Source organism: Rahnella sp. ATs2, assembly GCF_051851855.1.
Lineage (GTDB): Bacteria > Pseudomonadota > Gammaproteobacteria > Enterobacterales > Enterobacteriaceae > Rahnella > Rahnella variigena.
The window spans coordinates 181,438-200,377 of the sequence record NZ_JBLYPL010000006.1; the positions used below are offsets into that span (position 1 = coordinate 181,438).

The window sequence follows — 18,940 nt, forward strand, 5'->3', positions numbered from 1 at the left end:
ACTTAAGCTGTACGGTTGTAGCGATTTTGTAAAAACATCTCGTATAAGATGTGTGAATCACTGTCTGGGGAACCACGTGAATAATATCCAACTTTCGGTAGTACATCGTTTACCGCAAAGTTATCGCTGGTTGTCGGGTTTTGCCGGTATCAAAGTTGAACCGATTCCGCTGCCTGGTAACGATGAAGATAACAATCTGATTGGCCTGAAACTGCTCAGCCATGAGGGTGAACTCGCCTGGCAGGTTATGCACCAGCTGACGAATGCGTTAGAAGATATTCAGGTTAAAGCCGCAATCGTAGAAATTGACGGTGAACCCTGCCTGTTTGTTCATCGTGAAGATGAAAGCGCCACGCTTTGCTGCCTGAAGAATATCGGCGCCGCGATCGCAGAATCCGTCACCGCACTTTATCCTTTCTGAACCGCCTGAAACGACATGCTTTCAGGCGGCACTTATTCGATTGTGTCGAACGCGTCCGACGCTGCCAGTAACTCGCGGGTATAAGTCTGCTGCGGCGCGGTAAAAATCTGCTCGCAATCTCCCTGTTCGACCACTTCCCCGTTTCGCAATACCATCAGCTGGTGGCATAAAGATCGCACCACGTGTAAATCATGGCTGATAAACAGATACGTCAGGCCGTGGCGCTGTTGCAGCTCACTGAGGATCGTCAGAATCTGCGCCTGCACCGATTTATCCAGCGATGACGTCGGTTCATCCAGGATCAGCATTTCCGGCTGTAAAATCAGCGCGCGGGCAATCGCAATACGCTGGCGCTGACCGCCGGAAAACTCCGTTGGATAGCGATGTCGCGACTCCGGATCTAATCCTACTTCGTGCATGGCGCGGATCACTTCCTGTTCCCGCTCCTGTTCGCTGATTCTCCGGTGAACCAGCAAACCTTCAGCAATAATCTGCCCGACCGTGAATCGCGGATTCAGTGCCGAGAACGGATCCTGAAATACCACCTGTATCCGGCTGCGGAATGGCAGCATTTTTTTGCGCGAAAAGGTGTGCAGCGGCTGGCCGTCGAACCAGATTTCGCCCTGTGACCTCATCAGACGCAGCAACGCCAGACCGGTGGTGCTTTTACCTGAACCGGATTCACCGACCACGCCGAGACTTTCGCCGCGACGCAGCTGAAAACTCACCTGATTCACCGCATGTTTGATACCCACGGTCCGGCGCAACAGTCCACGTTTTATCGGGAAACCCACATCCAGATTTTTGACGTCGAGCAGCACGGAAGCATCACCTTTCAGCGGTTGCGGGCGACCCTGAGGTTCAGCCTGTAATAACTGGCGCGTATACGGGTGCTGTGGCTGGCTGAACAGCGTGGCGCGGGGTTGCTGTTCCACCACGCGACCGTTGTGCATCACCGCCACGGTGTCCGCCAGACGGCGCACTATGCGCAGGTTATGGGTGATAAACAGCATCGCCATGCCCATTTCATGCTTGAGTTCGTCGAGCAGCGATAAAATCTGTGCCTGGACGGAAACATCCAGCGCAGTCGTCGGTTCATCAGCAATCAGCAGCTTCGGGCGGGTCAGTACCGCCATGGCAATCATCACGCGCTGACGTTCACCGCCGGAAAGCTGATGCGGAAAATCTTTCAGGCGCGAGGCGGCCTGACGGATACCCACGCGATCCAGACAGCGAAGAATTTCGCTGCGTGCAGCCTCACCGCGCAGATTACGGTGCAGCATCAGCACTTCTGCGAGCTGTTTTTCCAGCGTATGCAGCGGATTGAGCGACACCATCGGTTCCTGAAAGATCATCGAAATTTCATTGCCGCGGATCTGGCGCAGGGTCGTGCTGTCAGCATGAAGAAGCGATTGCCCGGCAAACACAATATCGCCCTGCGGATAACTCACCGAAGAGGGCAGCAGGCGTAATACCGACAGCGCGGTGACGCTTTTGCCGGAACCGGATTCACCGACCAGCGCTAAGGTTTCTCCGGCATGAATATCGAGCGAGACATCGGTGACCACTTCCCGCTGCTGGCTACCCTGACGGAAGGCGACGCTGAGATTTTTGATTTGTAAGAGAGGAGAGTCTGTCATTTCAGAGCGCCTCATGATGATGTGCGGACGGATTAAAGGCGTCGCGAACGGCTTCACCAATGAAAATCAGTAATGACAATAAGGCAGCCAGCACCACGAATGCGCTGATGCCAAGCCACGGCGCCTGCAAATTGTTTTTACCTTCCATCAGCAAGGTACCGAGTGACGGCGAACCCAGCGGCAGTCCGAAGCCAAGGAAGTCCAGCGACGTCAGGGTAGTAATGGAACCACACAGGATAAACGGCAGATACGTCAGCGTCGCCACCATGGCATTGGGCAGCATATGGCGGCGCATAATAGCGCTGTCACTGACGCCCATGGCCTGCGCCGCACGGATGTAATCAAAGTTACGGGTACGCAGGAATTCGGCGCGTACCACGCTCACCAGCGTCATCCAGCCAGAAAGCACCGTGATCAGCAACAGCCACCAGAAATTCGGCTGTACGACGCTTGCCAGAATGATAATCAGGAACAGCGTCGGAATACTGGACCACACTTCGATAAAACGCTGCCCGAGCAGGTCAATCAGCCCGCCGTAATAGCCCTGTGTGGCACCGGCCATAATGCCAATCACTGAAGTCAGCACGGTCAGCATAATGCCGAAGAACAGAGAAATCCGCAGGCCGTAGAGAATTTGCGCCAGCACATCGTGACCGTTGCTGTCGGTGCCCAGCCAGTTTTGAGAAGAAGGCGGTGAAGGGAAGGGCTGCGCGGTAGAAAAGTTAATGGAGTTATAACTGCTGCGGATCGGTGCCCAGATCGCCCAGCCGTGGTCTTCAATCTGGCGCACGACAAACGGATCCTGATAATCGGTTGGCGTTTCCAGCTCACCACCAAAGGTTGTTTCGCTGTAATTGACCAGAAACGGCACATAGAGATGTCCCTGATAACGTGCCAGCAGCGGTTTGTCGTTGGCGAGGACGTTGGATAACAGCACCAGGATCAGCATGACCATGAAAATCCAAAGTGACCAGTAACCACGGCGGTTCTGGCAAAAACGCGCCCAGCGCGCCTGACTGACGGAGTTCAGTTTAAAAAGGCGCATTACTGGCGGCCCTCAAAATCGATACGCGGGTCAACCAGCGTGTAAGTGATATCGCTGACGATATTAAGCAGCAATCCAATCAGCGTGAAAACATACAGCGTGCCGAAAATCACCGGGAAATCGCGCTGTACGATGGCGTCGTAGCCCAGCAATCCCAGCCCCTGTAAGGAGAACATCACTTCAATCAGCAACGAGCCGGTGAAAAACATGTTGATAAAAGTGGCAGGGAACCCGGCGATCACCAGCAGCATCGCGTTGCGAAAGACATGCCGGTACAAAATCTGTTTCTCGTTCAGCCCTTTGGCGCGAGCGGTCACCACATATTGCTTGCCCACTTCATCCATAAACGAGTTTTTAGTCAGCATGGTCAACGTGGCAAATCCGCCAATCACCGTTGCCAGCACCGGCAATGTGATGTGCCAGAGATAATCGGTCACTTTGCCGTACCACGGCAGGGTATCGAAATTCGGCGACGTCAGGCCGCGCAGCGGGAACCAGTCGAGGTAGCTGCCGCCGGTAAACAGCACAATCAATAAGATAGCGAATAAAAAGGAAGGAACGGCATAGCCGACGATAATCACCGAACTGCTCCAGGTATCGAACCGTGAGCCGTTGCGTACCGCTTTGCGAATGCCGAGCGGAACAGACACCAGATAGATAATCAGCGTGCTCCACAGGCCGATAGTGACGGAAACCGGCAGCGCGCTTTTCACCAGACCCATCACGGAAGAACCGCGGAACAGGCTGTCGCCAAAATCGAAGCGAACGTAGTTTGATAACATCTCAAAATACCGTTCATGCAGAGGCTTATCGAAACCGAAACGGTGGGTTATCTCGGCGATCACTTCCGGGTCAAGGCCGCGCGCGCCACGATACTGACCTTCACCAAACTGCGCCAGACCCGGTGACGCTTTACCATTGCCACTGCCGGAACTGGCGCCAGGTAAGCCACTGGATTGCCCCATTTCAATGGCGGCAATGGCCTGATCGACCGGTCCGCCGGGCGCAATTTGTACAATGAAAAAGTTAATCGTGATGATCGCCCACAGCGTCGGGATCACCAGAAGGAGTCGTCTTAACAGATAGGCGGCCACACTCTGCTCCTCAGCGGCGTTGCGCAGGTAAACGGGCTGCGCGGTTTACGTCGTACCACCATGTGTCGAGTTCCATTCCGTTGGACGGGGCGACAGCTGGCATCGAGAATTTATCCCAGTACGCATAGCGTTCATGATTAGTGTACCACATCGGGATCATCACCCTATTCCAGGTCAGAACGCGATCCAGCGCATGTCCGAGCGCTAACAACGCGTCGGGTTTGCCCTGATTCGCAGCAATTTCATCGGTCAGTTTATCAATGGCCGGATCGCTGATACCCGATTTGTTATACGTGGAATCCAGATATTGGGTATTCCAGTAAATCCGCAAATCGCTGCTCGGATAAGACGTCGCAGGATAAACCGTCGGGATCATATCGTAATCGCGCTGGCGCATACGGCGCACGAACTGCGAGTTATCTACTTCGCGGATCGACATTTTGATGCCGAGACGTTGCAGATTATGCTGGAACGGCAACACGTACTGCGAGTTTCCGCCGCCCGGCAGCAGCAGTTCAAACGTAAACGGCTTGCCGGTTTTAGAATTCACCAGCACCTGATTTTTCACTTCCCAACCCGCTTCTTTCAGCAGTGCTGTGGCTTTCAGCAGATTGGCGCGGTCATTGCCGCTGCCATCGGAACGTGGCGGCTGATACAGCGAGGTGAAAACTTCCGCAGGCACCTGACCTTTCAGCGGCCCGAGCCAGGCCAGTTCGGCAGAGTTCGGATAATCTTTTGCCGCATATTCGGTATTCTGGAAATAGCTGTTCACCCGCTGATAAGCACCGAAATAGAGCGCCTTGTTCATCCAGTCAAAATCGAACGCCAGAGTAATGGCCTCACGCACTTTGCGGTCGGCAAATTGCGGGCGGTGAAGATTGAAAGCCAGCCAGCGTGTATCCTGCGCGGCCTGGTTCTCTTCATCGGCTTTCACGATGAAATTTTTGCTGAAATTGCCGCCCTGATACTGTGTTGCCCAGTTTTTTGGCGAGGATTCCATACGGAAATCAAAAGCACCGGATTTAAAGGCTTCCAGCGCGACATTATCATCCAGATAATAGTCGTAGCGGATGGTATCGAAATTATAACGCCCGCGGTTTACCGGTAAATTGGCCGCCCAGTAGTCAGGAACTCGCGAATAAGTGATGTACTGACCGAGCTTATAATCGCTGATGCGGTAAGGCCCGCTGCCCGGTGGCGGCGTGCTCAGCGGTTCGTTGAATTTATGTTTTTCCCAAAACACCTGAGGCAAAACAGGCAAACCCAGCAGGCCGAGCATCATGTCTTTATCCGGTTTCGGCAAGACCATCCGCACCGTCAGACGTGATATAGCTTTAACTTCCACACCTTTATAAACCACACGAAATTGCGGTACGCCTTCGGTCATGAACTTTTTGAAGCTGAATGCCACGTCGCTGGCGGTAATTGGCGTGTTGTCGTTAAAACGTGCGCGCGGATTGATGTCCACTTCGACCCAGCGGTACTGGCTGTCATAACGGGCTGAGTCGGCAATCAGCGGGTAATAACTGCCGATTTCATCGCTGGAAGTGGTAAACAGACTGTCGTAAAGCGAGCCGCTGCGTGCCGCCGGATTGCCCCGTGAGGCGAAGCGGTTAAAGTTGTCATAGGTGCCGATAGCGGCCAGCGTAATCTGTCCGCCCTTCGGCGCGGCAGGATTGACGTAGTCAAAACTGGTGAAGTTAGAGACGTATTTAGGTTCGCCCAAAATGGCAAACGCATAGCTGTCCTGTATGACTTCGGCTTGTGCGCTAAGGCTCAGCAGGCACAGCACACCGGCAAACACGCGAGAAAACATCCTGAATCAGCACTCCTGTGAGGGTGAGAGCATCGTGCGGCAATGCCGCAGATTATTGTTCGGGCTTAATCAATTGATCGCTAAGACCTTGTAACGCATCAGCCATAGATTTCATCCCTGATTCCGGCCTTTTTATCACAACCGGATGCAGACGCCTAAAAGAAAAATGGCACAAAAGATGCGGGGCTGATGCAGGTCAAATCTGCCAGGTGGCATCTTTCTCATTGAAATCCCGGATAAAGACCAGAAGCTCGGGTACGCCTAACGACTTGCTATACAGATATCCCTGCAAATAGGTCACGCCGTGATTGCGCAGATATTCTGCCTGCATCTCAGTTTCGACGCCTTCAGCAACAGTTTTGATCTTGAGTTCTTCCGTGAGCCTGAGGACGGTATCCAGTACCGGCGCAATCAGGGTTTTCTGATCGATAGACATTACAAAACCGCGGTCAATTTTCAGATAATCCAGGGTAAACTTCTCAAGATAAATCAGGGCGCTGTGGCCGGTGCCGAAGTCATCGATGGCGATTTCAATCTTATGACGGCGCAGCCAGTTAAATTCCCTTAACGCACCTTCGGTATCAATCATGCCGCGTTCAGTGATTTCAAACACCACCTGAAAAGCATTCTCCGGTAAAGCCTCGATAAAATTCATCACATCGTCATGAAAACTGATTTTATTCATATGATGAGGAGAAATGTTAATACTGAGTTTTGCGTGTTCAGGAAAAGCATGCTGCAGGGTATGGGCGTCCGCCGCCACCAGCGCCATCATGTGTTGGGTCAGTTCGACGATTAGCCCCTGATTTTCGGCGTAGCCGATAAAAACATCCGGTGGGATACGGCCCTCAATCGGGTGCTGCCAGCGTAGCAGAGCCTCCACGCCGGTCACTTTCAGGCTTTTTGAATCGATAACCGGCTGGTATTCAACAAAGAACTCTTTATTTTTCAGACCACGCAGGATCACGCGCTCAACATCATGGCGGTTTAGCAGGCTGTGATAAATCAGGGCGCACACCATCAGGCTGAGCAGCAATCCACCGGACATTGTAAACAGCACGCCATCACCGGTCAGGGTAGGGGAGTAGAGACGCACGGTAAACGGATAGCCTTCAATTTTTGCCTCCGTAAAATGGCTGTCCGGTAATTTACTCACTGGAACCAGCTGATCCTGGGCTGAGATCAGTGCTGAATCCCCGACCAGCAAGGCGAATCCCCGATAACCCGAACCCGATTGAGCAAACAGCATATAAGGCGAGAGTGTAAGTTCGAGCGTGGCAATCACGCCATCATTATGCGCACCGGGATTGCGCTGCCAGACGATGATCACCGCGCGATTAGGCACGGCGGGCGTCCCCATTTGCAGGTCGATACTCATCGTTTTATCGAAACTGATGTCATGCAGTGAACTGTTGGCGGGAATACTCTGGTTGCCGGAGGCAGAAGAACAAAAAACTATTCCATCGCGCACCAGCTGAAAATCACGCACACCTACGCTGAATGCGGCATATCGATTTAATTCACCCGCAATGGAGTTGCAGGGCTCATCCGTGAGTAATGCAATTTTACCCATCGTGTCGGAGAGTTGATGTAAATAGTCAGCCGCATAACGGGCGGTTCGCTGTGCGATTTGTTCTTGCTCGCGAAGGGTATTGGTTTTAATGACGGTCAGGGTGACGGCAGTAAAAAAAATAAAAAACAGAGCTGAAAAAAGGATGCTTTGTTTTAAATATCGGCGCTTGGGTAATACGGTGTGTGTTAACGCCGTTTTTAAACCCATATGTTTTGCCCTTTCTCTCGCCGAGGAAATAAAAGTATAACGTAGTCAAAAAAACATCAGACACTAAATACACTTTATTACAGGCATAAAAAAACGCCATCCGGAGATGACGTTTTTTTATTCGCTTGGCATAGGACAACAAGAACTAAATCATAAGTTAACGGGATTAACCGTTAGCTAAAACTCGTCTTGCTTCACGATAACGGGCATTCCAGTAGGACTCTTTCAGATTTGAAATCATCACACCGTTGCTGGTAGATGCATGAACAAACTGATCATTACCTAAATAAATACCGACGTGACGGCCTGTAGAACCTGCACGGAACAGAACCAGATCACCCGGACGCAATTTCGTGCGCTGAACTTTCTTGCCCTTTTCTTCCTGTTCATAAGTCGAACGAGGGAGATCCATACCAAATTGTTCGCGGAATGTTACCTGAACGAACGCTGAGCAATCGATACCACGCTTGCTGTCGCCGCCTAACCGATAACGAACGCCTTTCCAGTCAGCGTACTGATCCATAATTTTGGATTTAACGTTGACGCTACGAACCATTGCTTCGAATTCATCCTGAGAGGCTTGCAGTAGAAGACCATCTTTGTCATTTACTGCACGCATATCAGTTTGTGCGCTTTCTGTGTTCGAAGAATGCATACCACTACACGCAGAGAGAAGAATTGCTGCGCCAATTGCGGGAATCATCCGCGTGATATATCTCATAAACGGTTGAGACTTGACCATTATTGTTGTTATCCCTTGCTGTCCTTAACGATGAAATCGTTATTAAAATTGCCAAACGAAGCGAGACTACCTGCCACCATTAGCTGGGACAAATACCAGACGGGTAAAATGTGCGTTAGAGCACGTTTTTTCCTTCAATACGGGTGTTTTTGTCACATTTCTATGCGGGCGATTTGGAGAGTACCGTAATGAATAAGGGATTGCGAGAGGTTTTGTGGGATTTTTTATAAGAAATTGTGATGTAAGCCGATGTAAGTAAAGATGTTAAAAACAATGGGTGATTTATATACTAATTTGGGTTAAAACCGCGTCACAAGCGGGTTCCACGTGCAAATTTCAGCAAAGTATATCCGGGAATTGTATGAAAAAAAGGTCAGGCAGATCATCAACATCCGTCTGACCATAATTTATTTGTATGAATGTAAAATTACGCCGTTGTTTTAGGAATTTTTTTACCCGGCAGTTTGCTCTCAAGCCAGTTAATCAACAGATCGCTGGCCGGTGTCATCAGCCACCAGCTTGCGCCGACCAGGACGACTGACATTGAACCCACGGCAATGTCTGTAAACCAGTGTGCGCCAATCATCACACGCGGCAGCGAGAAAATGATGGTGATCATCAGGGCAATAAAGAAGGCTGATTTACTCAGATAGCGCAGCATAAAGCAGGAAAAAATAATCAGCATCATGCCGTGGTCGCCGGGGAAGCTGTCAGATGACGCATCTTTTGTCGGGATACCGGTCAGCTGGCTGACACGGTTTACACCCGGGAAGCTCAGCGAAGGGCTCTTGTGACTGACCGGCAGTAAATGACCGAGCTGGTTAAGCACCACGGCAGTCAGCAGCATCACGAAACCAATAATGATGTAACGGCGGCGCCCGGCGGTGTCCTGCTTCAGGAAATAGCTCAGATAGAGCAAACCCATGGCCAGCAATGAAATCAGATCAAAGGCACGGTTATTGGTCACTGCGACCAGATGCAGGAACCACGCGTCAGTGGCCAGATGCTGGTTGAAGAAGAAGAAGATCGACTTATCAATCGGGAACCAGAAACCGTGGTTTGCAGGTAAATAGAAAGACAGAAAAAGAGCAACACCTAATACATTGAGTACCAGGATTGCAGGAATATTTCGGCGCCACATATATGAAGACCTATTCTTAGCAGGGTAACGATTATAGTAATGGACGTTAACTTAATCCTTACAACTTAAACGAAGCCTCAACAAAGACGATTGTAGAACATTCCACTGGGTTTCATTTTGCGTAATGAGCTCAATTCTGCTGTCTAACGGCGCCATTGACCTTGTTTCGATTTCCAAATCATTGCCCTGGCGGTTAATCATCAGCGCGCCTTCATTAATACGAATGATGCCTTTCACGCGATCAACCGGCGCGGCTCGTGCCCAGTCGAGTATGCCCGCGGTGTCAAAAACCGTTTCGCCATCAAATATCCAGCCGCAACTGGTAAAACCGCCGGCTTCATTGAGCGCACGTCTCCAGCGCTGCTTTTCAGGCAGACTCAGAGCCGCCAGTCCGCGCTTTGATATATGAGCATGATGATGCTGGCCGTCAGGCAATTCGGTGTGATTAAGGCGCGGTAAATCCAGCAGGGCAGGGGCAATCTCACCCTGAGAAGCCACCACCAGGCGGCGTTCACGGCCATGTTCGCTGAACCATTTTTCCAGCGCCTGCCGGTCACTTTCCTGCGTCACATCCGCTTTGTTGGCAATAATCACATCCGCTGCGGCAAGCTGGTCGCGGAAGTTTTCATTTTCAATCACGCGCTGTTCACTCAGCTGGCGCGGATCGAGCAAGCACAAAGTGGCATTCAGCGTCAGCCAGTTGCTGTAGACGTCAGAGGTTAATAAAGAAAGGATTTGCTTCGGATGACCCAGGCCGGTGGGTTCGATCAGCAGCCGGTCAGGTTTTGCCTGCTGCAATAACATGTTCAGCCCGACCTGCATCGGTAAGCCATTAACGCAGCACATGCATCCGCCGGGGATTTCCTTCAATACTGCACCACTGTCCGCCAGCAGCGCGCCATCGATTCCAATCTCTCCGAACTCATTGACCAGCACGGCCCATTTTTCACCTTCAGGCTTCAGCGTCAGCAGGTGGCGCAGCGTGGTGGTTTTACCGCTTCCCAGAAAGCCGGTGATCAGGTTGGTTTTGGTCATGGGTCACATCCTTTTAAAAATTCACCCATCAATTTGCAGCGACCGGTTAAGAAAATCCAGTTTTGTGCCGATGAATAACATGGATTGCTTAATTCAGCCCGAAAGGGCAATAAATTATTTTGCCGTTCGCCATGTAAATTCCATTAGATGTATTAATGTTAAATGGCGGTTGCGTGAATTTTAAATTCTATAATTACAATGGGGTGTCACCATGAACAGAATGACTGCTTTACTGTTTTTGGGAGTTGTGGCCTCAGGGACGATTCAGTTTGCCAATGCGGCTGCTACAGGCGGCATCATACATTTCACTGGGGCAATTGTTGAAGGGGGATGTAACTTCAAGGCCGCAAGTAACAGAGTGATCAGCGACTGTGATCGCGGTGGAAAACAGGTGTCGCAAGTTCACACGTTGAATGTGCAAACACCTTCTTCTTTTGCGCTGCCTCTGTCTCTCGGACAGGTCACCACAAAGCATATCAACAATGATCCTCATCTTGCAGTGGTCACGGTAAGCTATAACTAAATACCCGTAAATAATTAACATTTTTAATGCATTTCGCGCCGGACAATGATCGTGATAACGCAATCTATCTTGATTTGGTCGGACAACTTCGCAAACTGGCTGGCCCTGTTTTGATCGGGCCGTCAGTTTTCATCTCCCGTCCTTTCCCTTTGTGCCGACATGTTATAATTTTCTCTCTTATTTCAGGCATCAGTGCATGTCATCAGTTGTCAGACCAATTGAGTGCGTGTCACAGACAGGGGCGAAAATATGCGACTTTATCAGGAAATTGGCGGTCATTTGCGCCGTGATATCCATGCCGGAAAATATACGTCCGGCGATCGTCTTCCTCCTGAACGTGATATTGCAGAATCCTATTCCGTCAGCCGCAGCGTGGTGCGTGAAGCGCTGATCATGCTTGAGCTCGAGAAAATCGTGGAAGTGCGCAAAGGCTCGGGTGTGTATGTGCTGAATCAGCCTGAAAACACGCAGCCGGAACTGGCTGACAGCGGCTACGGCCCGTTCGAATTGCTGCAGGCGCGTCAGTTGCTGGAAAGCGAAGTCGCCGCATTTGCCGCCATGCAGGCGACGAAAACGGATATTTTGCAGATGCGCGATGCGATTGAAGCCCAGCGTGATTGCATTGCCCGTGGCGTGACAGACGAAGCGGAGGACCAGCGGTTTCACGCTTTACTGGCACAGGCATCGCAGAACAGTGTGCTGGTAAAACTGGTCGATGACCTCTGGCAGATCCGCCAGCGCAGTTCGATGTGGGAAGGGATCCATCAGCATGTTGTTGATAAAAGCTACCATCAGACCTGGTTGCAGGATCATCAGACCATTCTGCAGGCTGTTTTACGCCGGGATCCTAAAGCGGCGAAACAGGCGATGTGGCAGCATCTGGAGAACGTAAAAGATATGCTGTTGCAGGTTTCTGACGCTGACGATCCGTCCTTTGATGGTTTCCTGTTTTCGTCCGTTCCTTCAGAGCTGAATGACTGAGAGGCGGCAGCACCAATAAAAACGGCTGCCTGAGCAGCCGTTCAATATTTACCGATATTCTTTAACCGATAGTCATGTCGCGTTAAGTCGTCTCACTGTACTGACTTAACCCACGTATTTAGCCACGGTTTTCTTCGCGCCGATCCTTTGCAGATCAGCATATGCGGCCTGAATAGCCTGTACCACTTTCTCTTCCTGTGGCAATTGCTCACCGAAAACGCCGTTCAGCGCCAGCAGCGCTTTCACGCGTTCTTCGCCATCCGCGGTAGAGGCGACGATTTCTGCCAGCGTTTCCGCCATCGGATCTTTAATCTCAATAGGCTGACCGGCATCATCGGTGCCACCGACATAACGCATCCAGCCCGCCACGCCCAGCGCCAGCAATTCATAAGAACCCCCGTTTTTCACATGCCAGCGGATCGAATCGAGCATACGTTGCGGCAGTTTCATCGTGCCGTCCATCGCGATTTGCCAGGTGCGATGTTTCAGCGCCGGATTGCTGTAACGTGCAATCAGGCTGTCGGCATAGGCGGTAAGATCCACACCTTCAACGCTCAGCGTCGGCGCTTGTTCATGCAGCATCAGGTGATGCGCCGCGGCTTTATAGTTATCGTCATCCATACAATCATTGATGTGCTGATAACCGGCCAGATAACCCAGATAAGCGAGGAAAGAGTGACTGCCGTTCAGCATACGCAGTTTCATCTGCTCAAACGGCAGAACGTCGGACACCATCTGCGCACCGGCTTTTTCCCAGTCCGGACGACCTGCGACGAAGTGGTCTTCTACCACCCACTGGATGAAGGGTTCACAGGCGATACCACAAGGGTCTGTGACACCACCGAGCGCTTCGGTGATTTCTTCCAGTGTGGTTTCTGTGGCTGCCGGAACGATGCGGTCAACCATGGTGCTCGGGAAAGAGACGTTTTCGCTGATCCATTTTGCCAGTTCTGCAGAGCGTGCTTTCGCCATACCCAGCACGGCGTTTTTCACTACCAGACCATTTTCAGGAATGTTATCGCAGCATAAAACGGTGAAGCCAGGCAGACCGCGTTCATGACGCAGACGCAGCGCTTCAACTAACACACCCGGCGCAGTACATGGCGCCTGACCACCGGCCAGATCCTGCTGAATTTTCGGATTTTGCAGATCAAGTTCACCCGTTCCCGGCTCAATGCAGTAACCTTTTTCGGTGATGGTCAGGGAAACAATCGCCACCTGAGGTTCGGTCAGTTTTTCCAGCACGGCATCAAGCCCGTCGATACCGCCGTGGACAGATTCATGAGCAGAGCCAATGATAATCGCCTGATTGCCTTCCGCCCCTTTCTCCAGCACGGTAAACAGGTGATCTTGCTGACGCAGACTTTTTATCAACGCTTCATTACCGAAGAGGCTGATTTCGCAAATGCCCCAGTCTCCGCCCTGAAGGTTTAAGACGCGGTTAGTAAGCAGCGCCTGGTGGGCACGGTGGAATGCGCCAAAGCCGAGATGAACGATGCGGCTTTTCAGTGCATCGCGATCATAAGCTGGCAATGACACTGCTGCGGGCAGAGACGCTGTGGCAATAGTTTTCATGCAATACTCCAGGCAAGTCAGAAATAAATAATTGGTCAGGCCAAATTGGGGCAGTTTACCCGTCAGTTCAATTTTGTGCTGGATAAAGCGACGATTTAAGCCGAAATCAGGGCTTAGAGTGTAAAGTCATATGATAGAAAGGGGAATTGGTAAGTCCGGACGACCACTGATTTTGTGATGCAGATCGAGAGTCTGCCGCATTAACGGCAAAATCAGGGCAATAAAAAAGGAACGCCGGAGCGTTCCTTCAAACTTACCTGGCGACAAACCTGGCGGGACAAGGCAGGGCGCTGATTAATCCGCGCGGCCCATATAACGGCGTTCTGCGATATGAATGCGAATTTTATCGCCGGAACTCAGATATTCCGGCACCTGAATGCTCAGGCCAGTTGCCATCACTGCCGGTTTGGTACGGGAGCTGGCTGACGCGCCTTTGATGCCCGGTGCCGTTTCGACGATTTCCAGATCTACCGTCTGTGGCATTTCCAGCGCCAGCAGCTGGCTGTCGAGCGTCAGAACCTGCATACCCTGTAAACCTTCTTCAGGAATGAACAGCAGTTCGTCTTCGATCTGCGCCTTATTGAAGGTGTATGGTGTGAAATCTTCATCATCCATAAATACGTATTCGTCGCCATCGACGTAAGAGAAGTTCACTTTACGACGGGTCAGGCTGACGGTATCCAGAATATCGTCGCCTTTAAAGCGTTCTTCTACTTTGCCGCCAGTACGTACATCAGCGAAACGCATTTTGTACAAGGTGCTGGCACCACGGGCGCTTGGGCTCTGAACATCAATATCTTTAACCAGCAGCAATTTGCCGTCGTAGTTCACAACGAAGCCGCGTTTAATTTCGTTAGCACGTGCCATATAAATAACCTGTCAGCAGAGAGATAAATAATTTGCGACACGTTACCCGCGCCGCTGATTTCAGGCAAGCAGATAGCGCAAAAAGAGTCGCGAAAAACCCGCTTTCTGACGCATTTTTTGCGTGTGTTCTGCCTGCGTAAAAAATGTTCGGTATAGCCTGTTAAAGGATAGTAAATATTTCGCTGGTGGCGCATATCACCGCCTGCTATTGTCGCGCCTCAAAATGAGGCCTGAGGAGGCTGTTGATGGACTGTCGTACCGATTGCGGAGCCTGTTGCATAGCGCCTTCAATTTCCAGCCCGATACCCGGAATGCCTGACGGCAAACCGGCGAATACCCGTTGCGTGCAACTGGCTGATAATTTCATGTGCAAGATTTTCACCTCGCCGCTGCGCCCGAAAGTGTGCGCCAGTTTACAGGCCAGCCGCGAAATGTGTTTTACCCATCGCGACCAGGCGCTGACTTATCTGATTAAGCTCGAAGCGGATACCGCGCCTTAAGCGACGGCTTCCGGCGTTTCTTCTGCCGGTTTATCGACATTTTTCACATTCCAGATACACAACACCGAACCTACCACCATCGCCAGTGCGGCATAAAACACAGCATGGTATGTCCAGAACTGCGCAATCACCCCCGCCAGAGAACCGGCAAGGATCCAGCCCGCACGGGTGGAGTTGGTGAACAGCGTGGTCGCCGCACCGGCCTGGCCCGGCATCAGATCCTGAAAATACAGCATGCCGATCCCGGCCAGAATGCCGATGAAAATCGCGTTCAGCAGCTGTAAAGCAATCAGCATGGCGGCGCCGGTGGTAAACAACAGACAGCCGTAGAAAATCACCCCTGCGACTACCGCAAAACGCATCAGGAAGCGTTTCCCCAGCTGTTTAGCCAGATATCCGGCAATCAGCATGGTCGGGATTTCCAGACACGCCGCACTGCCCATCAGCACGCCCGCCAGTTTTTCCGGCAGACCTAATTCACGCACCACATACAGCGGCATATTGATGAGATAAATACTGTTAGCTGCCCACATCAGTGAACACGCGATGAAAAGCATCAGCGTGTCCCGACGGTTGCGACGGGGCGCTTCCAGCGTCGCCGTGGTTTTGATGTGTGCTTTAGGCATGGAGGGCAGGAACATATATACCATCACTCCGCAAAGCAGGAACGCCAGCGCGGCAGCGCAGTACATGAAGGTAAAACCAAAGCCCATCGACAGGGCGAAGGCCAGCGGCGGGCCGACGACCCAGGCCAGCGAAACCTGGGCGCGTAAAATAGAGCTGAACATGACGGCTTCACGGCCAGTCTTTTCAGAATGCTCACGCGCCAGAGCAAACATCTGCGGGTTGGCGGTGGAACCGAAGCTCGACAGCAATACGCCGATCAACAGCAGGATGAAGTAATTGCGGTTGAAGGCGAACAGTACACAGGCCAGCGCCCCCAGAATGCAGCAATACAAAATCAGCGTTTTGCGGTCGCCACGTTTATCCGACCACGTCGCGAGCAACTGACTGACGAAAATGCCGATCACCGCGCTGCCGGTGAAGAAAATCCCGACCATGAACGGACTGACGTGAACCTGAGATGTCAGGAACAGGCTCAGCGTTGGCGTCTGCAAAGCGCCGGCAATGCCGGTCAGAAAAGCGATGATCAGAAAAGCGGTCGACGTCATGTCGGGTAAACGGCGGGCTGACGTTGTAGAAATTCGCATGAGTTATGTGAACCAGGGTTATGTGGACCAGGGTTATATGGACCAGAAGTCGGGAAGGGGACGAAATTTGCGCGAATGTTACGTCAGTTTAAAAAAAACAAAAACAGGTTTTGATCATCAAAAATGTAAACCGGAGTGAATTTGCCATACTGAATAATAAAACCGCACTTTGTGTCAAAAACAACCAGGCGAGGTTTCTGATATCCACCCAAATAGTCACCACAAATGAGGTTCAGCTTACGTCAGCTTTTCGCGTCAGCCTGACTTCAGCATTTACGTTAAATCATCTGTTTCGGAAAGGGTTTAGAAAGTAAACTGTGCGTAGCATCAAAAAATTGTCACGCAAAATCAGGGAAAGCTTGATTTAAAAACAGCCCCGATTAAGACTTCCTGAAACGTTTCAGCGTTGTCAGCTATTCTCATGAAATCTGATGGCGCTCCTTTTTTCTCAGTAAAGCTGAAACGATTCAATTTCAGCAGGAGAGGAGAATTATGTTCCAACTGTCACAGCAAGATATTCATCTCGGTGCGGCTGCCAGCGACAAGCAGGAAGCAATTCGCCAGGTTGCAGCAGCACTGACACAGGCCGGTCGCGTCAGCGAAGGCTATGTAGACGGCATGTTAGCGCGTGAGCTGCAAACCTCTACCTATCTGGGTAACGGCATCGCTATTCCTCACGGCACTACTGATACCCGTGATCTGGTGCTCGATACCGGCGTGCAAGTTTTCCAGTTCCCGCAGGGTATTGCGTGGGGCGAAGGCCAGACCGCGTATGTGGTTATCGGTATCGCAGCGCGTTCTGACGAACACCTCGGTTTGCTGCGTCAGCTGACGCACGTCTTAAGCGACGACAGCGTGGCCGACCGTCTGGCAAAAACAGATTCAGCTGAAGAATTACGCAGCCTGCTGATGGGCGAAAAGAATGCCGCTGAATTCCTGTTTGATACTCAGCTGATCGCGGTCGATGTGGCTGCTGAAAACCTGATCACCTTACAGGCGCTGAACGCGGGTCGTCTGAAAGAGATCGGCGCAGTGGATACTGCTTTTGTCAGCGACGTTATCAGCCGTAAGCCGCTGAACCTCGGGCAGGGCATCTGGCTGAGTGACAGCACCGAAGGCAACCTGAAAAGTGCAGCAACGGTAAGCCGTGCGAAGCAGGCCTTTGATCTCGATGGCGAAAAAGTCTCATTGTTGCTGACGATTTCAGTCGCAGATGATCAGCCGCTCAATATTCTGAATTACCTCAGTGATTTGCTGATAGCGAATAAAGCTGAACGCTTGCTGACGGCAGATCCTGTGGGTGTGCTGGCATTGCTGACCAGCGAAGTCGAAGAACAAGCCAACGTGCTGACGGCGGAATACGTTATCCGTAACGAACACGGTTTGCATGCCCGTCCGGGTACTGCACTGGTGAACGTGATCAAACAGTTCAGCAGCGAAATCACAGTGACGAATCTTGATGGCAGCGGTAAACCTGCCAACGGCCGCAGCCTGATGAAAGTCGTGGCGCTGGGCGTGAAAAAAGGTCATCACCTGCGCTTTACCGCCAAAGGTGAAGACGCGGAACTGGCGCTGAAAACCATCGGTGAAGCTATTTCAGAAGGTCTTGGGGAGGGCGCATGAGCCGCAGAGTTGCCACAATTACCTTAAACCCGGCGTACGATTTAGTCGGCTATGTGCCGGAAATCGAACGCGGTGAAGTCAATCTGGTGCAAACCACTGGTTTGCACGCCGCAGGTAAAGGCATCAACGTAGCGAAAGTGCTGAAAGATCTCGGCATCGACGTCACCGTGGGTGGTTTCCTCGGTAAAGAAAATCAGGACGGGTTCCAGCTGTTATTCAGCGATCTGGGCATTGCTAACCGCTTCCAGGTGGTGAATGGCCGTACCCGTATCAACGTGAAACTGACCGAAAAAGACGGCGAAGTCAGCGACTTCAACTTCTCCGGTTTCAACGTCACTCCTGCCGACTGGGAGCGTTTCGTGACGGATTCTCTGTCCTGGCTGGGTCAGTTTGACATGGTTGCCGTCAGTGGCAGCCTGCCAGCGGGCGTTGATCCTGACGCGTTCACCGACTGGATGAAACGCCTGCGTGCGCAGTGTCCGTGCATCATCTTTGACAGCAGCCGTGAAGCGCTGGTCGCCGGTCTGAAAGCGGCACCGTGGCTGGTCAAACCAAACCGTCGCGAACTGGAAATCTGGGCTGGCCGTAAATTGCCGGAACTGAGCGATGTGGTAGAAGCTGCGCATGCCTTGCGTGATCAGGGAATTGCCCACGTGGTGATTTCACTGGGCGCAGAAGGGGCATTGTGGGTTAACGCATCCGGTGCGTGGATTGCTAAACCGCCAGCCTGTGAAGTAGTCAGCACCGTGGGTGCCGGTGATTCCATGGTCGGTGGCCTGATCTACGGCTTACTGATGCGCGAATCCAGTGAACATACGCTGCGACTGGCAACGGCTGTTGCCGCGCTGGCTGTCAGCCAGAGTAATGTCGGTGTCACCGATCGTCCGCAGCTCGCGGCGATGATGGCCCGTGTTGACCTGAAACCCTTTTAATCCCCAGGAGGCAG

Annotated in this window: 17 protein-coding genes; 6 read left to right on the plus strand and 11 right to left on the minus strand. The window is 51.8% G+C overall.

Annotated features, from left to right (window positions below; translation table 11 throughout):
* Positions 1-76 precede the first annotated feature (76 nt).
* Positions 77-421: a YejG family protein gene (locus tag ACJY2G_RS08015; protein ID WP_112287839.1), complete on the plus strand. Its 345-nt coding sequence runs from the start codon at positions 77-79 to the stop codon at positions 419-421.
* 32 nt (positions 422-453) lie between these two features.
* On the opposite strand, the gene yejF is transcribed toward ACJY2G_RS08015, so the two are convergent.
* From yejF to ACJY2G_RS08055, 8 genes are all read right to left on the minus strand, one after another.
* Complete coding sequence (yejF, locus tag ACJY2G_RS08020) at positions 454-2,061, minus strand: microcin C ABC transporter ATP-binding protein YejF (RefSeq protein ID WP_430319249.1); 1,608 nt, start codon at positions 2,059-2,061, stop codon at positions 454-456.
* Between the two features lies 1 nt (position 2,062).
* Positions 2,063-3,106 (minus strand): ABC transporter permease, encoded by a 1,044-nt coding sequence (locus ACJY2G_RS08025; RefSeq protein WP_430319248.1) that lies wholly within the window; start codon positions 3,104-3,106, stop codon positions 2,063-2,065.
* Complete coding sequence (locus ACJY2G_RS08030) at positions 3,106-4,200, minus strand: microcin C ABC transporter permease YejB (RefSeq protein WP_439291610.1); 1,095 nt, start codon at positions 4,198-4,200, stop codon at positions 3,106-3,108. Before ACJY2G_RS08030 ends, ACJY2G_RS08025 begins: the two co-directional genes overlap by 1 nt.
* A gap of 10 nt (positions 4,201-4,210) precedes the next feature.
* Positions 4,211-6,016, minus strand: coding sequence for an extracellular solute-binding protein (locus ACJY2G_RS08035; RefSeq protein WP_430319246.1), 1,806 nt, complete (start codon positions 6,014-6,016; stop codon positions 4,211-4,213).
* Between the two features lie 196 nt (positions 6,017-6,212).
* A complete protein-coding gene (locus ACJY2G_RS08040) occupies positions 6,213-7,796 on the minus strand; it encodes a cyclic di-GMP phosphodiesterase (RefSeq protein WP_244220224.1) in 1,584 nt (527 codons plus the stop codon).
* 166 nt (positions 7,797-7,962) lie between these two features.
* Positions 7,963-8,538 (minus strand): bifunctional murein DD-endopeptidase/murein LD-carboxypeptidase, encoded by a 576-nt coding sequence (gene mepS / locus ACJY2G_RS08045; protein ID WP_113877468.1) that lies wholly within the window; start codon positions 8,536-8,538, stop codon positions 7,963-7,965.
* A 427-nt stretch (positions 8,539-8,965) separates the two neighbouring features.
* On the minus strand, positions 8,966-9,679 hold the full coding sequence (locus ACJY2G_RS08050; RefSeq protein WP_439291611.1) for a phosphatase PAP2 family protein: 714 nt from the start codon (positions 9,677-9,679) through the stop codon (positions 8,966-8,968).
* Between the two features lie 51 nt (positions 9,680-9,730).
* Entirely contained in the window at positions 9,731-10,714 is a 984-nt protein-coding gene (locus tag ACJY2G_RS08055; RefSeq protein ID WP_439291612.1) for a CobW family GTP-binding protein, read from the minus strand.
* A 211-nt stretch (positions 10,715-10,925) separates the two neighbouring features.
* On the opposite strand from ACJY2G_RS08055, the gene ACJY2G_RS08060 reads away from it, so the two are divergent.
* Positions 10,926-11,237, plus strand: a complete 312-nt coding sequence (locus ACJY2G_RS08060; RefSeq protein ID WP_113877471.1) for a hypothetical protein — start codon at positions 10,926-10,928, stop codon at positions 11,235-11,237.
* Positions 11,238-11,486: 249 nt separating this feature from the next.
* Positions 11,487-12,218 (plus strand): FCD domain-containing protein, encoded by a 732-nt coding sequence (locus ACJY2G_RS08065; protein ID WP_430319243.1) that lies wholly within the window; start codon positions 11,487-11,489, stop codon positions 12,216-12,218.
* A gap of 105 nt (positions 12,219-12,323) precedes the next feature.
* Here ACJY2G_RS08065 and ACJY2G_RS08070 read toward each other — a convergent pair whose 3' ends face one another.
* Positions 12,324-13,793 carry a mannitol dehydrogenase family protein gene (locus ACJY2G_RS08070; RefSeq protein ID WP_113877473.1) on the minus strand — a complete coding sequence of 490 codons (1,470 nt, stop codon included), beginning with the start codon at positions 13,791-13,793 and terminating at the stop codon, positions 12,324-12,326.
* A gap of 294 nt (positions 13,794-14,087) precedes the next feature.
* Entirely contained in the window at positions 14,088-14,660 is a 573-nt protein-coding gene (yeiP, locus tag ACJY2G_RS08075; protein WP_112287850.1) for an elongation factor P-like protein YeiP, read from the minus strand.
* 245 nt (positions 14,661-14,905) lie between these two features.
* On the opposite strand from yeiP, the gene ACJY2G_RS08080 reads away from it, so the two are divergent.
* Positions 14,906-15,160 carry a YkgJ family cysteine cluster protein gene (locus tag ACJY2G_RS08080; protein ID WP_112287851.1) on the plus strand — a complete coding sequence of 85 codons (255 nt, stop codon included), beginning with the start codon at positions 14,906-14,908 and terminating at the stop codon, positions 15,158-15,160.
* Here the strand turns inward: ACJY2G_RS08080 and ACJY2G_RS08085 are convergent.
* On the minus strand, positions 15,157-16,371 hold the full coding sequence (locus tag ACJY2G_RS08085) for a sugar efflux transporter (RefSeq protein WP_129639022.1): 1,215 nt from the start codon (positions 16,369-16,371) through the stop codon (positions 15,157-15,159). The two genes, ACJY2G_RS08080 and ACJY2G_RS08085, sit on opposite strands and share 4 nt — an antisense overlap.
* A gap of 492 nt (positions 16,372-16,863) precedes the next feature.
* Here ACJY2G_RS08085 and fruB point away from each other — a divergent pair, with 492 nt between their 5' ends.
* On the plus strand, positions 16,864-17,994 hold the full coding sequence (gene fruB, locus ACJY2G_RS08090) for a fused PTS fructose transporter subunit IIA/HPr protein (RefSeq protein ID WP_113877475.1): 1,131 nt from the start codon (positions 16,864-16,866) through the stop codon (positions 17,992-17,994).
* The gene (fruK, locus tag ACJY2G_RS08095; protein ID WP_056778537.1) at positions 17,991-18,926 is read left to right on the plus strand and encodes a 1-phosphofructokinase; all 936 of its coding nucleotides are present in this window, start codon (positions 17,991-17,993) and stop codon (positions 18,924-18,926) included. Before fruB ends, fruK begins: the two co-directional genes overlap by 4 nt.
* Positions 18,927-18,940: the final 14 nt, after the last annotated feature.

Excerpts from the sequence above, each read along its gene's own strand:
- yejF (WP_430319249.1), bottom strand. The coding sequence starts at position 2,061 with ATGACAGACTCTCCTCTCTTACAAATCAAAAATCTCAGCGTCGCCTTC.
- ACJY2G_RS08025 (WP_430319248.1), bottom strand. The coding sequence starts at position 3,106 with ATGCGCCTTTTTAAACTGAACTCCGTCAGTCAGGCGCGCTGGGCGCGT.
- yeiP (WP_112287850.1), bottom strand. The coding sequence starts at position 14,660 with ATGGCACGTGCTAACGAAATTAAACGCGGCTTCGTTGTGAACTACGAC.
- ACJY2G_RS08055 (WP_439291612.1), bottom strand. The coding sequence starts at position 10,714 with ATGACCAAAACCAACCTGATCACCGGCTTTCTGGGAAGCGGTAAAACC.
- ACJY2G_RS08070 (WP_113877473.1), bottom strand. The coding sequence starts at position 13,793 with ATGAAAACTATTGCCACAGCGTCTCTGCCCGCAGCAGTGTCATTGCCA.
- fruB (WP_113877475.1), top strand. The coding sequence starts at position 16,864 with ATGTTCCAACTGTCACAGCAAGATATTCATCTCGGTGCGGCTGCCAGC.
- ACJY2G_RS08050 (WP_439291611.1), bottom strand. The coding sequence starts at position 9,679 with ATGTGGCGCCGAAATATTCCTGCAATCCTGGTACTCAATGTATTAGGT.
- ACJY2G_RS08035 (WP_430319246.1), bottom strand. The coding sequence starts at position 6,016 with ATGTTTTCTCGCGTGTTTGCCGGTGTGCTGTGCCTGCTGAGCCTTAGC.
- ACJY2G_RS08040 (WP_244220224.1), bottom strand. The coding sequence starts at position 7,796 with ATGGGTTTAAAAACGGCGTTAACACACACCGTATTACCCAAGCGCCGA.
- ACJY2G_RS08060 (WP_113877471.1), top strand. The coding sequence starts at position 10,926 with ATGAACAGAATGACTGCTTTACTGTTTTTGGGAGTTGTGGCCTCAGGG.
- ACJY2G_RS08085 (WP_129639022.1), bottom strand. The coding sequence starts at position 16,371 with ATGCGAATTTCTACAACGTCAGCCCGCCGTTTACCCGACATGACGTCG.
- fruK (WP_056778537.1), top strand. The coding sequence starts at position 17,991 with ATGAGCCGCAGAGTTGCCACAATTACCTTAAACCCGGCGTACGATTTA.
- ACJY2G_RS08065 (WP_430319243.1), top strand. The coding sequence starts at position 11,487 with ATGCGACTTTATCAGGAAATTGGCGGTCATTTGCGCCGTGATATCCAT.
- ACJY2G_RS08080 (WP_112287851.1), top strand. The coding sequence starts at position 14,906 with ATGGACTGTCGTACCGATTGCGGAGCCTGTTGCATAGCGCCTTCAATT.
- mepS (WP_113877468.1), bottom strand. The coding sequence starts at position 8,538 with ATGGTCAAGTCTCAACCGTTTATGAGATATATCACGCGGATGATTCCC.